The sequence below is a fragment of the Edaphobacter paludis genome (assembly GCF_039993895.1).
In the GTDB taxonomy this organism is placed as follows: Bacteria; Acidobacteriota; Terriglobia; order Terriglobales; family Acidobacteriaceae; genus Edaphobacter; species Edaphobacter paludis.
In genome coordinates, this window is the sequence record NZ_CP121194.1 from 1,114,586 (window position 1) to 1,129,984 (window position 15,399).

Annotated in this window: 8 protein-coding genes; 6 read left to right on the forward strand and 2 right to left on the reverse strand. The window is 55.3% G+C overall.

All coding sequences use genetic code 11. The annotated features are described in order from the left end of the window. Positions 1 to 5 precede the first annotated feature (5 nt). The 3 genes from glyS to P4G45_RS04560 all read left to right on the forward strand — a co-directional run bounded on the left by glyS (position 6) and on the right by P4G45_RS04560 (position 6,345). Complete coding sequence (gene glyS / locus P4G45_RS04550) at positions 6 to 2,108, forward strand: glycine--tRNA ligase subunit beta (protein ID WP_348268489.1); 2,103 nt, start codon at positions 6 to 8, stop codon at positions 2,106 to 2,108. Positions 2,109 to 2,237: 129 nt separating this feature from the next. Further along, on the forward strand, positions 2,238 to 3,884 hold the full coding sequence (locus P4G45_RS04555; protein WP_348268490.1) for a DUF5597 domain-containing protein: 1,647 nt from the start codon (positions 2,238 to 2,240) through the stop codon (positions 3,882 to 3,884). Positions 3,885 to 3,933: 49 nt separating this feature from the next. Continuing rightward, a complete protein-coding gene (locus tag P4G45_RS04560; protein WP_348268491.1) occupies positions 3,934 to 6,345 on the forward strand; it encodes a glycoside hydrolase family 2 TIM barrel-domain containing protein in 2,412 nt (803 codons plus the stop codon). Here the strand turns inward: P4G45_RS04560 and P4G45_RS04565 are convergent. After that, positions 6,342 to 7,361 carry a LacI family DNA-binding transcriptional regulator gene (locus P4G45_RS04565; RefSeq protein WP_348268492.1) on the reverse strand — a complete coding sequence of 340 codons (1,020 nt, stop codon included), beginning with the start codon at positions 7,359 to 7,361 and terminating at the stop codon, positions 6,342 to 6,344. The genes P4G45_RS04560 and P4G45_RS04565 overlap by 4 nt on opposite strands. Before the next feature lie 459 nt (positions 7,362 to 7,820). Here P4G45_RS04565 and P4G45_RS04570 point away from each other — a divergent pair, with 459 nt between their 5' ends. The 3 genes from P4G45_RS04570 (at position 7,821) to P4G45_RS04580 (ending at position 14,282) form a co-directional block, all read left to right on the forward strand. Next, entirely contained in the window at positions 7,821 to 11,201 is a 3,381-nt protein-coding gene (locus tag P4G45_RS04570) for a TonB-dependent receptor (RefSeq protein WP_348268493.1), read from the forward strand. Between the two features lie 99 nt (positions 11,202 to 11,300). Further along, positions 11,301 to 12,482, forward strand: coding sequence for a tetratricopeptide repeat protein (locus P4G45_RS04575; RefSeq protein WP_348268494.1), 1,182 nt, complete (start codon positions 11,301 to 11,303; stop codon positions 12,480 to 12,482). A 108-nt stretch (positions 12,483 to 12,590) separates the two neighbouring features. Continuing rightward, the gene (locus tag P4G45_RS04580; RefSeq protein ID WP_348268495.1) at positions 12,591 to 14,282 is read left to right on the forward strand and encodes a CRTAC1 family protein; all 1,692 of its coding nucleotides are present in this window, start codon (positions 12,591 to 12,593) and stop codon (positions 14,280 to 14,282) included. A gap of 4 nt (positions 14,283 to 14,286) precedes the next feature. On the opposite strand, the gene P4G45_RS04585 is transcribed toward P4G45_RS04580, so the two are convergent. After that, entirely contained in the window at positions 14,287 to 15,354 is a 1,068-nt protein-coding gene (locus P4G45_RS04585) for a LacI family DNA-binding transcriptional regulator (protein ID WP_348268496.1), read from the reverse strand. Between the last annotated feature and the right edge of the window lie 45 nt (positions 15,355 to 15,399).

The following is a 15,399-nucleotide window of genomic DNA, read 5'->3' on the forward strand; positions in this document are numbered from 1 at the left end:
CGGTTATGGCAGAGTTTCTGTTCGAGATTGGGTTGGAGGAGATTCCGGCGCGCATGATCGCCGGGGCGCAGGCGGAGTTGCAGCGCCGCGTGGTGACGTTGCTGGAGCGGGAAAGGCTGGTATCGGCTGGGGTTGCGAGCAAAAGCTTCGCAACGCCGAGGCGGCTGGCAGTCTGGGTGGCCGACGTGGCGGAGCGTCAGGAAGACGTGGCTGAGGAGCTGGTGGGGCCATCCATAAAAGTGGCTTATAAGGACGGAGTGCCGACGGCTGCGGCTCAGGCGTTTGCGCAGAAGGCAGGCGTTGCGGTGGGGGCATTGAAGACTGTGACGACCTCCAAAGGAGAGTACCTGGCTGCGGCCACAACGAAGCAGGGCCGGGAAACTGCTGAGGTAATTGTGGCGGAGCTTCCGAAAGAACTGGCGGGGATCTACTGGGCAAAGAACATGTACTGGCGTGCGGGACGTCCCGAACGGTTTGTACGGCCTGTGCGGTGGATGGTGGCGCTGCTGGGGGCGAAGACCGTGCCGGTGAACTTCGGTGGGTATGAGGCTGGCGCCGTGACCTATGGGCATCGGGTCCTGTTTGGTGATGAGGCAATTGTGCTGAAGTCGCCGGGGGAGTATGAGCAGGCGCTTGAGCAGGGTTTTGTCGTCGCTGATGTTGAGGTGCGGCGGCAGAGGATTCGCAAGGCTATGGATGCTGTGACTCGTACCGTCGCTGAAGTGCGGTGGCGCGAGGATGAGGAACTGGTGGAGACGGTGACTCAGCTTACGGAGTGGCCTTCGGTGGTTATGGGCGGATTCGAAGCAGAGTATCTGACGTTGCCGGAGGAAGTTCTGGTGACGGTGATGCGGGACCACCAGAAATACTTCGCCGTAGAGGACAAAGCGGGCAAGCTCGCGCCTCATTTCCTGGCGGTGTTGAATACAGCGGCGGATGAGGCCGGGCTGGCGGTGATTCGTCATGGGAACGAACGAGTGCTGCGTGCGCGGTTCAACGATGCGCGGTTCTTCTGGGAGTTCGATCAGCGAGTTCCGTTGGTGGACCGTGTGGAGTTGCTGAAGAACGTCACGTTTCAGAAAGAGCTGGGCAGCTATGCGGCGAAGACCTCGCGGGTGCGCAAGCTCGCCTCAGGCCTGGCCGGGCTGGTGCTGGAGCGCAAGTGCGAGTTGAATCCTGTGGCGCTGGATGAGGCTGCATCGTTGGCTAAGACGGATCTGACCAGTGAACTGGTAAAGGAATTTACCGAGTTGCAGGGAATCGTGGGCGGCCTGTACGCGCGGGCGCAAGGTTACGGCGTGGCGACTGCCGAGGCGATTTATGACCAGTACAAGCCGGTGTCGATGGAGGATTCAGTTCCGCGCACGGTGGAGGGTGCGGTGCTCGCGATTGCCGACAAGGCCGATACGATTGCCGGAATGTTCGGGTTGGGGAAGGAACCTACGGGCTCCAAAGATCCGTTTGCGTTGCGGCGGGCGGCGAACGGAATTGTAAAGATTCTTGCGGAGACGGCGGTGGCTTTGCCGCTGACATTGGCTGAGATTGCGGCGGCGGCCTGTGGGCAAAATGAGACATTGGCGGGGAAGGTTCGTGGGTTTCTCGCGGAGCGGCTGGAGTTCTATCTGCGCGAAGCTCGTGGTCATGCCTATGACGTAGTGAAAGCGGTGCTGGCAGTTGGAGCGGAGGATGTCCGGGATGCGGTGGCGCGGGCGGAGGCAGTGACGGCTGTGCGAGGTTCGGATGACTTTGCCGCTGTTTCGGCTGCTTTCAAGCGTATGAGGAACATTCTCGCGCAAGCGGCTGAGAAGGGGATTGCCCCGGCAGCGCGTGTTGAAGCGGTGCTGTTAACAGAGGCTACGGAGAAGGCTTTGGCGGAGCGGTCTTCGGAGCTGGCGGCGGATGTTCTGGCTTTGCGTGGAGAACGAAACCATAAAGCTGCACTGGAATCGATTGCCACGCTTCGACCGCAGGTAGATGCTTTCTTTGACGCTGTGATGGTGATGGCCCCGGACGTAGAGGTTCGAGCGAATCGCCTGGCGCTTCTCGGTCGAGTGCTGGGGGATTTCTCAGGGATCGCGGAGTTTTCGGAGATTGTAACGGCGGGTTGAATAGATAAAGTTCACGGTATATCGATGCGTAGAAGGATGTAACGCTTTACACAGCGAGAGATTTATCGTTTAGTGGTTGCTACTGTTTAGACGTGAATCATTCCTCCGGAAGATAGATTGGAGTATTCCTTGACTCGTCTCTCTCGCGCGGTAACCCTATTGGTCGTTTTGTGCGGCGCGTCTTTGTATTCGGTTGCCGACGATATACCTCGTCTGGAAAAAAAGGATGGGCGCTTCGCGCTTATCGTAGAGGGGAAGCCGTTTCTCATGCTCGGCGCTCAGATTAATAACTCCAGTTCGTGGGCGAGCGAACTGCCGAAGGTCTGGCCGGCTCTCGAAGATATGCACGTCAACACGGTTGAAGCGCCGGTCTATTGGGAGACGATGGAGCCGGAGCCGGGCAAGTTCGATTTTGCGAATGTCGATCTGCTGGTGAATGGGGCACGCGAACATCATCTGCGATTGGTACTTCTCTGGTTCGGCACATGGAAGAATGGCCAGGCGCATTATGTGCCGGAGTGGGTGAAGAGCAATCCCGAGAAGTATCCGCGAGAGATAAGTTCTTACGGAAAGATTCTCGACGTTTTGTCGCCGAACTCAGCCAACAATCTGGAAGCGGACAAGCATGCGTTCTCTGCGCTGATGCGCCATATCAAGGAAATAGACTCGGCCCAGCACACCGTAATCATGATCCAGGTGGAGAATGAGTCGGGATCGATCGGGTCGGTTCGCGATTTTTCCGGTGCGGGGCAAAAAGACTTTAATGCGCCGGTGCCATCGAGTCTCGTAAGTGCGCTTCATCTTTCTGCAGGGCCGTGGTCGAAGGCTTTCGGCGCGGATGCAGATGAGCGCTTCGCTGCGTACTCGACGGCGCACTACATCAATGAAGTCGCGCAGGCGGGCAAGGCGGAGTATCCGTTGCCCATGTACTGCAACGTGTGGATCACTTATCCGGTTGCGGCGCTCGAAAATCGCGATCGTCCAGTCCCGGGACAAGAGTATCCAAGCGGTGGTCCTCAACAGGGTAATATCGCGATCTGGAAGGCGGCTGCTCCGTCGATCGATATCCTCGCACCGGATTTTTATTCAGACGATGTCGATCTTTATCACAAGGTCATTGCTGCCTATCATCGCGATGACAACGCGCTGTTTATTCCGGAGACAGGGAGAACGGCGAACTTTGGCAGATATTTCTTTTATGCTCTCGGGCATGGTGCGATCGGCTTTTCTCCTTTCGGAGTGGACTATACCGGATGGTGGGGTGCCGAACAGAAGGTGCCTGAGGTGTTGTCCGAGAATTATGAGCTTGTAGGACCGATGGACCGGGAACTTGCGCAACTTAGCTTCGATGGGAAGCTGCAAACCGCCGTGGAACAAAAAGGAACGCCGCGCGAGGTGCTGCATTTTGGCAAGGTTGATGCTGTTGTTTCGTTTGGCTTTCCGCAACGCGACGGAGTGACGCCGCCGGGAACTTCCGACGAACATGGCCGGGCGATCGTAGCGCAGCTAGGGCCGCTTGAGTTTTTAGTAACGGGCTTCGATGCGAGCGTTAGCTTCAGACTCGCAGATGCAGCGGAAGCGACATCGAAGAAGGAACAAGTGGAGATTCTTCATGCCGATGAGGGACAGTATGTCGATGGAGTGTGGCAGACCTCCCGCATTTGGAATGGAGATCAGACTGATCGCGGACTGAATTTCAGAGGCGTAAACAAATCCGTCATTCGTATCCGGTTGCATACGCTTCCTCTCTATGACGAAAGCGCGCAAAGACAATAACGGCGCGGGGCCCGAGTAACGCAATCGCAAGATCTACTGGAGAAATTTTATGTTGAGACGCGACTTCATCAAAACTACGGGAACTCTTCTTGCTGCATCGACCCTCCCCAGCGCGACCGCATTGGCCTCATCGGACAGTAGAGAGGCACGCTCTGTTCTTCCGATCAATCGCAACTGGCGCTATCATCCGGCGAAGGTAGAGGGAGCGCAGGCTCCAGAGTTTGATGACTCGGCATTCGAGCGGGTTGTGGTGCCGCACACGAATGTGCATCTTCCCTGGCACAACTTCGACGATAAGGATTATGAGTTTGTCTCCACTTACCGACGTCGTTTTAAATATCCTGCGGATGCAAAAGGGAAGCGCGTATTTGTAGATTTTGAAGGCGTGATGACCGCATCCACCGTCTGGATCAATGGCGTCGCGCTCGGCGAATACAAAGGCGGCTTTACTCCATTTTCATTCGAGCTGACTCCTCATCTTCGTACCGACGCCGACAATGTGCTGGTGGTTCAGGTGGATTCGACGGAGCGCGCGGATATCCCGCCCTTCGGCTATGAGATCGACTACATGACCTTCGGTGGAATCTATCGCGAGGTCTCGCTGCGGATTGTTTCGCCCACGTACATCGACAATATTTTTGCTCATCCCAAAGACGTTCTGGGCAATTCGCCATCACTTGATGTGGATTGTTTTCTCGCTGGTTCCCAGCCGGAGGAAGGGCTTGCTCTTGAAGTTGAGTTGCGCGACGGTGATCGGGTCGTTGCCAAGGAGAGCCGACTTGTAAAGCAATATGTGCCAACCTCAGATGTCGCTTCGACGCTTGATCCTACGGCCAGTGCGCCGGCGTATGCCAGCGTGGAGACCACTTCCGATCCAGCGCTGCATACCGTTTCGTTGAGCCGTCTGGGCAAGGTGCAGTTGTGGGATCTTGATAAGCCGCATCTTTATAGCGTTCACGTGCGCCTGCTGCGGGCAGGTCAAGTGATTGACGAAGATGTTCGACGTATCGGCTTTCGCGAGGCGATGTTCACAGACGGCGGGTTCTCTCTAAACGGAAAGATCGTCAAGCTGCGCGGCCTCGACCGGCACCAGACCTTTCCGTTTGTGGGACAGGCGATGCCTGGGCGGGTTCAGCGTAAGGACGCTGAGATTCTGCGTAATGGGATGCATTGCAATATTGTCCGCACCTCACACTATCCGCAGTCGCGGCATTTTCTGGATCGTTGTGACGAGATTGGGCTGCTTGTTCTCGAAGAGATTCCGGGGTGGCAGCACATTGGGCCGGAGCCATGGAAGCTGATCTCCATCGACAATGTTGGTAGGATGATTCGCCGGGATTGGAACCATCCTTCGATCATCTTATGGGGCGTTCGTATCAACGAATCGAAAGATGACCACAGCTTTTATACGAGGACGAATGCGCTGGCTCACGCCCTCGATAAGACTCGTCAGACGGGCGGAATCCGCTACTTCCAGGAGTCGGAGTTTCTCGAAGATGTCTTCACGATGAATGATTTCGGCTTTCCGCTCAAGAAGCCGAACCATCCTAAATATCTCAACACCGAGTTTGTGGGACACACGTTTCCTACGAAGACGACCGATGACGATGAGCGGCAGCGTGAGCACACTCTGCGGCATGCGCGCATTCACAATCAGCTTGCATCGGACCCGCAATATGCTGGGGGGATTGGATGGTGCGCCTTCGACTACAACACCCACTCCAATTTTGGGGCTGGCGATCGCATCTGCTATCACGGCGTTGCGGATATGTTCCGCGAACCAAAGCCCGCGGCGGGCTTTTATAAGTCTCAGTGCGACCCAGCCGAGGAAGTGGTGCTTGAGCCTGCGTTCCATTGGGCGAAGAGCGATGAGTCGGTTGGTTTTTCGAAGGCAGTTGTCTGCTCGAACTGCGATCATCTGAAGTTTTACATTCGTGAGCGCAGCGTTGAGAGCAATCCATGGAAGCTCGCGGCGGAACTCGATCCCGACAAGGAAGAATTCGGGCACCTCACCTATGCTCCGTTTGTTCTCGAACTTTCGAAGATGGACATGAAGCAGTTCGAATTCGCCTGGGGTGATCTGCGCATCGACGGTTATTTGAAAGGCAAGAAAGTGATCTCCAAGTCGCTGTCGGGCCTCGGCGTCGATCGTGAATTTCATCTGCTTCCGGATGACAAAAGTCTTGCCGCCGATGGCGCGGACACCACTCGAGTAGTGCTTCGGGTAACGGATGAGTTCGGCGCTGTGCGCACCTATGCTGATGATCCGATTGTGTTCTCGCTGGAAGGGCCGGCAGAGCTGATCGGAGATAATCCGTTTTCACTGATTGGTGGAACCGGAGCGGTATGGGTTCGTGCCAAGGAGCAAGCTGGAACAGTGCGATTGACGGCAAAGCATCCGAGGCTTGGATCGAAGACGGTCGAGTTCAACCTGACGGCAGTTCCTTCCGAGTTGGTCTAGTCGGAAGTTCGAGGTGCGGGACCGGTCGATTGCCGCAGGATCAGTGTGGGTTGGATGTCGTAGTCCTCGCCATTCTGCGGTTTCTTCGTCTTCGATTGGAGCGAGTTGTAGAGCGCGTGAAAGGCAGCGGTCGCAATTTCGATGCGGGGCAGGCGCAGGGTGGTGAGTGATGGCTGCGTGTATGCGCTCAGTTGAATGTCGTCATAACCGACGATCGAGATGTCTTCAGGAATGCGGAGGCGGCGCTCGTGAATTGCTCCCATGGCGCCGATTGCCGTTAGATCGTTGGAGGCGACGATCGCAGTGGGCTTTGCGCCGGAATCGAGGATTCGCTGCATTGCCTTGTAACCGCCATCGGCGCGGTGGTTCGCTTCCTGGATGAGAGCAGGGTCGCGTTGAAGACCGTGCCGATCGAGGCTCTGAAGAAACGCCTGGAAGCGGGTGCGGGCGGAAAAGAGATCGAGCGGGCCGCTGATGAATGCGATCTTCCGATGGCCGAGACCGACGAGGTGGTCCATCGCCATTGCTACTCCGGCGGCATGGTCCACCCGGATTCGGCTTACGCCGGGGCCAGTTTCCCCTACGTCCATGAAGACGAGAGGAATGTTCCTGTGACTGAAGACTTTGATGAGCCGGTCTTCCATCTCTGAGGTCATGATGGCGACGCCATCCACTTTGCGCTGCATCATGCGGGTGACACAACTCTCCATGCGCGCAGGATCGTAGTTCGTATTGGCGACGAGGACTTCCTGCCCGTGCTCGACTGAGATATCCTCGAAGGACTTCACCAGCTCTGGAAAGAAGGGGTTAGTGATATCCGAGATGATCAGACCGTAAAGGCTGCTGCGTCCAGAGCCGAGCGAACGGGCGTTTGTGTCGGGATAAAATTGCAGCGCTTCCACAGCGCGACGAACTCGCTCCGCGGTCTTGGGCGTGACTTTGTCCGAGCCATTGATTGTGCGTGAAACAGTTGCGGTCGAAACTCCGGCTTTTCTGGCGACAGCTTTGATGTTCATATGTCCGTACCATCCTACGTTGCTAGTGCCGCATTTGGAGGATCCGCCGGAGCGTCACGCGATAACTCTAATCGTGTCAATACTATACTCTGGACACCCTTCCTTAGAGGCTTCCAACCTAGCCGACAGCCATAAATCGAACAGTTGAATTCAATAGGATGTCGAGCCGCCGCTTTCTACCAGCCTTCGGGATATCCGAATTCGTGTCCTATGGTGATTCACGACGGATGCTCTCCAGTGGGGGAGTTCGAGACTTTTGGGCCGGGGATGTTGGCAAACAAAGGTCGATTTGCGGTTGGGAATAAAAAGCTTGACTAGAGTGTTTCTGTTCAGGCCTAATTGCTATCGCATACAAAGACTCGTCAAAGACAAACGTTTGTCTTTGATCTCGAGGATAATATCCACGAGTCGACGAGCGTATCGAGCAACACTGCGGCAACATTTTTTGGAGGCAATTAGATGAAATTGAGATGGCCAGCTCTACTGCTTACCGTCGCCATGCTGGGCGCGGGGTATATCGGAATCGGGTTTGCACAGAGCACCAATTCGGGTGATATCCGCGGTACGGTAACCGATACCACAGGGGCGTCGCTGCCTGATGTAACCGTCAATATCGTCAACAACAACACCGGGGTAAGCAAAACTCTTACGACGAACAACGATGGTATCTACGATTCGTCGTCGATTGTCGTGGGCAACTACAAGCTCACCTTTATGAAAGATGGATTTTCGAAGTTGGAGCGGTCGTCTGTCACCGTGCAAGTTGGGACGATGACGGTGAACGCCAAACTGAAGGTCGGATCAGTCACCGAGGAAGTCGTGGTCAATACCGACGTTCCTCTTCTGGAGACGGATAACGGCGAGCAGTCCACCACGCTTGAGGCCAAGACGATGGCCCCGCTTCCCAACGTCGGCCAGGATTGGCAGAACTTCACAATTCTGCTGCCCGGTACATCGGGGACGGCCAAGGGCTCACAAGGAGCCAATAACCCTGGTCAGGAAGTCTCTACAAACGGCAATCTCCCCTATAGCAACGTGCTTGCTGATGGAGCTTCCACGACGTTGTCGCATAGCGCCAACTCCGACGTTTCAATCTTTGAGACCGTGCAGGAGGTTCAGATCTCCACGTCAGCGTTTTCGGCGCAGTATGGCGTTGGCGGTTTGATTATGAACCAGATCAGCAAGGGAGGCACGGGCCAGTTTCATGGATCGGCCTATGACTACTTTCAGAACAATGCATTGAATGCCGCACAGTATGGATTTGGGAACAAGGTGCCTGTTCCATTTCTCCGCTATAACGAATTCGGCGGATCCATTGGCGGCCCGATTCTGAAGAAGAAGATGTTCTTCTACTTCAACTACGATCAGACGATCAATCATGGTTCGGCGAGCAACGGAACGAACACGGTTCCGACCGAGGCCGTGAAGGCTGGCGACTTCTCCGGGCAGCCTCTTATTTATGATCCAACCACTCAGGTCATGGCGAAGGATTCAAAGGGCAATCCCTATCCGGTCAGAAAATCCTTCCTGAGCGAGTATGGGAGCAACGAAGTTCCGTCCTTCCTGGTTGATAAGGTTGCAGCAGCCTTCCAACAGTTCTACCCGACACCGTCGAACCATATTCCGGGAGGAAGATTTGTTCCAGGCACACTGAATTCAGTTGGACTGCTGCAAAACAATTTCTTCTCGAGCAATCCTCAATCCACTCCGTATAAAAAATATTTTGGACGGCTGGATTATGACATCACGCAGCACAACAGACTGACCATGTCGGATACGCAACGTGATACGCCGGTTATTTATCCGAGTGCCGTCACCGCTTGCCCCATCGGCTGCCAATCCGGCGACGTTGACAGCAATAACGCACAGATAACCGACGTGTGGACGATCAACGACACCACCATCAACGAAGCCCGGCTGGGTTATACCTACCAGGGTAATTTTTTCGCTGATCTGGCATTGGGTAAAGGCTATGCCTCCAAGCTGGGATGGCAATTTGCCAAGGCAGACGACTTTCCTGGGATTCAGTTCGGCCCCCCGTATCCATACGCCTGGATTCAGCCCAGTTCGAATGCTGTCTATAAGGAGCACGTCTTCGATCCAAGTGATGTTGTGACCATGATTCGTGGCAAGCACATCCTTCACTTTGGCGGCGAGTTCCTGATGTACCGGGACGATTCCACTGCTTGGGGTAACACGAACGCCGGAACTATGAATTTTTCGGGCCAGTACACGCAGCAATGGACGGTGGATTCTAACGGCGTAGCTTCGCCAAATACCTCAACCGGCTTGAACTATGCGGACTTCCTGCTGGGCCAGGCGCAGTCCTGGAACGCAGGCGTATCTCCTGAATACGGTGCCCGGCTGAAGAGTCCGCAGGTGTTCATTCAGGACGATTACAAGGTGCGTCCTAACCTGACCATCAACGTCGGCCTGCGCTATCAGATTCGGCATGGCTGGAAAGAAGTTCACCAGAACATGAGTACTTTTGACCCGACGGTGCCTAACCCCGGTACCGGCACTCTTGGCGCTATGTGGTACGGTTCCACCCACGCCAACGGGCGCGATTCTCTTCAGGCGGATTCTTACAACACGTTCCTACCCAGGGCCGGATTCTCATGGCTGATACATCCCGACACGACTCTCCGAGGTGGATTTGGGCTGTATGCCTATAACCTGAGCCTCGACACTTATGGCAGTGGAATGGGTGCCGAAATAAGTTCATCGGGCAATTCAACCGATCAGACCAACGGCATCACTCCTGTCGTGATTCTGTCCGGGACCGGATCAAACCTTCCCTATACTGCTGCTACAACCGATCCGGCTAAATTCAATGGCCAGAGTGTGAATTACAACCAATATCACACACCTACGCCGGAGATTTACCAATGGAACCTGTCCCTTCAGCATGAACTGGGTACAAACATGGTGGCAGAGCTTGCCTACGTGGCCAGTCACGGATTCAATCTCAATTTCCCTACCGACCTCAATCAGATACCCGAGAACAGGCTGTCACCCAATGACGCTCAGTTTCGGCCCTATTCAGGATTCCAATCCATTACTGGAAGCACTAACAACGCAATCTCCAATTACAACTCCTTGCAGGCATCGATCAGCAAACGGCTGACATCGGGAATCAGCTTTAACTTCAACTACACCTGGTCACATTTTCTGGACGATCAGGACTCTTCCGGTTGGGGCAGCCGTTCCGGAGATCAGAATTATCAAAATGCGTTTGATCCGTCAAAGAACTACAGCAACTCCAATTTTGACGTTCGCAATGCATTCAAGGGGAACATACTCTACGAACTGCCGTTCGGCAAAGGCAGAACGTTCCTGAACCATAACTGGCTATTGGACGAAGCGGTTGGCGGCTGGCAGATTGCCAGCACGATCGTCCTGTCCAGCGGCAATCCGTTCAGTGTCTATGCATCGGATGGATCAAGCTATGCGCTTGCAGGATCGCTATTCCCCAATTGGACGGGCGAGAGCATCATCCCCAAGGGCGGTCGGACTATCGACCATTGGTTCAATCCGGGGGCATTCTCTCGGCCGGCGCCTGGGACCTTCGGCAATGTAAGAAGGAACAGCGTATACGGTCCCGGGCTCGAAGAGGTAAACCTCTCGGCTGGCAAGAAATTCACCATCCGGGAGCAGGTCAAACTAGAGATCAGGGCAGATGCAAGCAATGCATTCAACCATCCCAGCTTTGGGGTGCCGAATCAGCAACTGACCACAAGTTCTCCGGGTACGGTTTCTTATACGGATGCCGCCTCGAATATTACCGGCACGACCATTGGAGGGCGAAGCGTGCAACTTGGCGCTCACCTGGAGTTCTAATCCTCAACGCATCTTTACCCGAAAAGGACGGCGGTTCCTCGCCGTCCTTTTCCTTCTTAAATGCGGGAGATTCATTTAACCCGATATGATTTGGTTGCTATGCGTGTAAAGAACAAACTCACCTCGCTGCTCCTGTTGGGCGTTGTTGCCCTTCCGGCTTTTTCGCAAGCCAGTTTGAGCCGCCAGCAGCAGATTGCGTCGCACTCTCGTCTGGCCCGCCAATACCTTATCGGACATCAGCCCAACCTCGCAGTGCCGGAGTTTCAGGCAATCATCGCGCTCGATCCGAAGAATGTGGATGCCCGAGCCAATCTCGGGGTGCTGTATTTCTTTCAGGGAGACTATGCCAAGGCTGTCCCGCAGCTTCAGGCCGCGTTGAAGCTGAAGGCTGGCCTGTGGAAGATACAGTCGCTACTTGGCATGTCTGAACGTCGGCTTGGAGATGATCGCGGTGGTCGTGCGGATCTTGAAGCAGCCTTTCCTCATGTGGAGGAAGCAGCGCTCAAGATTCAAGTTGGGCGAGATCTGATTGATAGCTACTCGTCAACAGGCGATCTGGACAGGGCAGCATCGATTGCATCGAGCTTGCTTAAGATTCAACCGACGGACCCGAGCCTTCTCTATACGGCGTATCGGCTTTATTCCGATCTGGCAGGTGAGGCGATGCTGGATTTGTCGGTGGCGGCGCCGGAGTCGGGCCAGATGCATCAAGCAATGGCGCATGAACTGGCCCGCGAGCGCGACATTGCGGGTGCGATTGCGAACTTTCGCAAGGCCGTTGCGATCGATCCGAATTTGCCAGGGATTCATTTTGAATTGGCGGAGGCGCTTCGCGCGTCGTCTGACCTGAAGCTGCGGGCCGAGGCCGAGCAGGAGTACAAGCTGGCCGTTGCGGCCAATGGACGGGATACTAAATCTTTGACGAAGCTTGGCGATATTGCAGTCGAGAAGGACGACTTCGCTGGCGCGGTAGCTTACTACACGCGGGCGCTCGCACTGGCTCCGGGCGATGCGGATGCGACGCTGGGACTGGCCCATGTCTATATTGAAAAGGATGAATCGGCATCGGCATTGCCGCTGCTGGAGCCGCTGGTCGCTGCCGACCCGACCAATGTCGTGGCGCATTATCGATTGAGCACGGCGTATCGCAAACTCAAGCGACCGGACGACGCCAAGCGTGAGTTAGAGGCCTATCAAAAATACAAGGACATCAAGGAAAAGATGCGGGCTGTCTATAAAGAGATGCGGCTCGATACACCGCAGGACAAGCCGGACAAGTAGATGGACATAAAGCTAGATGGAATGCGTCATTGGATAGCGCGCTGGGCAGCGCTTAGATCGTGCCTTGCGAGTCTATGCTGCGTTGTTTACCTGGTTCTGCTTGCGGGTATGATTCAGGCGCAAGGCAAGGCTGTGCCGAAATCTGCGAGCGAGCGAGTCCCGCAACTGGTGGACATTACTGCTTCGACTGGCATTCATTTCGAGCACCTCTCCAGTCCCGAACAGAAGTACATTGTCGAATCGATGAACGGTGGCGTTGCCCTGCTTGATTATGATGGCGATGGCTGGCTCGATATCTATTTCACAAACGCTCCCAGCGTTTCGATGGCGCTTGCAGGACAAAAAGCGAGAAGCGCGCTCTTCCATAACAATCACGACGGCACTTTTACCGATGTCACAGAGAAGGCCAGGGTGGGCTATCCATGCTGGGCGATGGGCGTTGCTGTGGGCGACTATAACAACGATGGCAAGCCCGACTTGATTGTCAGTTGCTTCGGCGGCGTGGTCCTCTATCGTAACAACGGCGATGGCACTTTTACGGATGTCACAAAGGCGGCAGGCCTCGACAAAGACACCGGTTGGGCAACTGGCGTGACGTTTGGAGACTACGACGGTGATGGAAATTCCGATCTGTTTGTACCGCACTATGTCGATCTGGACATGCATGACCTGCCGAAGTTCGGCTCAAGCAAAACCTGCGAATATCACGGTGTGGCTGTTCAGTGTGGACCTCGGGGATTGAAAGGTTCTCCCGATTCGCTCTATCACAACAATGGCGACGGCACCTTTACCGAGGTTGCGAAGCAGGCTGGGGTGGATGATCCTAACCATTTCTTTGGCCTTGGTGCGGTGTGGTCTGATTTCGACAACGATGGCAAGCTCGACCTCTTTGTCGGGAACGACGGCGAGCCGAACTATCTCTATCACAATGACGGCAACGGGCATTTCAAGGAGATGGCTTACGACGCTGGAGTTGCCGTGAGTGAAGACGGAACGGAGCAGGCAAACATGGGGCTTGCGCTCGGAGACTATTTGAACGTTGGTCGAATGAGCCTCGTTGTGACCCACTTCAGCGACGAGTATGCGGCGATGTTTCGCAACGACGGTGGAATGACCTTTTCTGACGTCTCGCGCTCTGCCGGGATTTCGCGTGCGAGTTCACCATATGTCGGCTGGGGCGATGCGTTTTTAGACCTCGATAACTCAGGCTGGAAGGATCTTATTTTAGTGAACGGCCACGTCTATCCACAGGTAGACAGCGTGAAGATGGGGACGAGATACAGGGAGCCCAAGCTTGTCTTCAAGAACCAGCATGATGGCACGTTCAAAGACGTGAGCGAGGAGTCGGGCGAAGCAGTGCGCGAGTTGCAGGTGAGCAGGGGGCTGGCGGTTGGGGATCTCTTCAATAACGGCAAGCTTGATGTTGTGGTGGAGAACCTGACAGGCGGACCCATGGTTCTTGCAGCCAAGAGCGATCCGGCGAACCACTGGATCAGCTTCGATCTGGAAGGCAGCCCGAAGAACCGGCTGGCGCTGAATGCTCGTGTATGGGTGACGACAGGTAAGACGCGGCAGATGGACGAGGTCCGAAGCGGTGGAAGCTATTTGTCGCAAAACGATCTGCGTTTGCACTTCGGGCTGGGGCGCGCTGAACGCATCGACAAGGTCGAAGTACTATGGCCGAATGGGGAACAGCAGGTATTTGAAAACGTTGCGGGGGATCGCTTTTATCACTTGAAGCAGGGTGGCGTTCTCATTCCGTCTGAAGAACCGAAGCGAGCTGCCTCTAATGACAAATGAACTTTTATTTTGCGGCAATGGGTCTTTTTGACGGCTTGCTTGCGCGTGCTGTAGATTCGCGAACGATCAGCTCTGGATCGACTCGAATTAGTTCGGGTGTAATCTCGTCTGCCAGCTTCTTCAACAACATTCTCGCGGCCGTGCTTCCCATCTCGTGCAGAGGCTGGCGGATGGTCGTAAGGCTTGGGACTTGATATTGCGAAGACTGAATGTCGTCGAACCCAAGGACCGAAACGTCGTTGGGCACGCGTAGACCGGCCTCGTGCAGCGCGCGGATCGTTCCCATCGCCGATACGTCGTTGAAGCAAAGAACCGCGGTAAACTGCCGCCTGCTCTGGATGAGCTGACGAATGCCGGGATAGCTGATCTCGGGCGAATGGGAATCCTTTTCCAGGTGAATCGTCAGGTCATCGCTTACAACGAGGCCTAGTTCGCGGGCCACGTGCAAGGTCGCAGCCCAGCGGGTATCGGAGTCGGAACTGAACGGCTGCCCCTGCATGAATGCGATCTTTCTATGACCAAGTTCGTGGAGGTGCCGCAACGCGAGTTCAGCAGCCCGCTCGTGGTTCAGAATTACGTTGGTTACGCCGGCAAGTTCCGTATGTCCTGCAACCAGAACTGTGGGCAGTGGAAGATGAGAGCCTTCCGGCAGGTGCGTATCGATTGCCAGGATGCCGTCCACACCGCGCGACCGTAGGAGTTCGGGATAGGCCGCGACCAGCTCCTTCTTGTGTCGGTGGTGGACCGTGAAATAGAAAAATCCCTCTCGTATGAGCAGGTCACCGACGCCACTGAGCACTTGGGAGTGGTATCCCTCGCCAAGCTCCGGCAGCAGGACCCCAATGGTCTGCATGCGTTTCCCCTGGAGAGTGCGGGCGATCATGCTGGGCTGGTAGTTGAACTTTGCCGCTGCGGCCTTGACACGCTGACGGGTGACCTCGGGGATGGATCGACCGGGTGCGTCGTTGAGAACGAACGATACCGTCGATGGACTGAGCCCAAGATATTCGGCCAGCATTTTGAGGCTGGTGCGGTGTGCTGTATGTGTGGGAGACGTGGGAGATTTCGACATGACAATGGACGGCTTAGTTCTCGGGTAAAGAGATTGTCTCTGTAA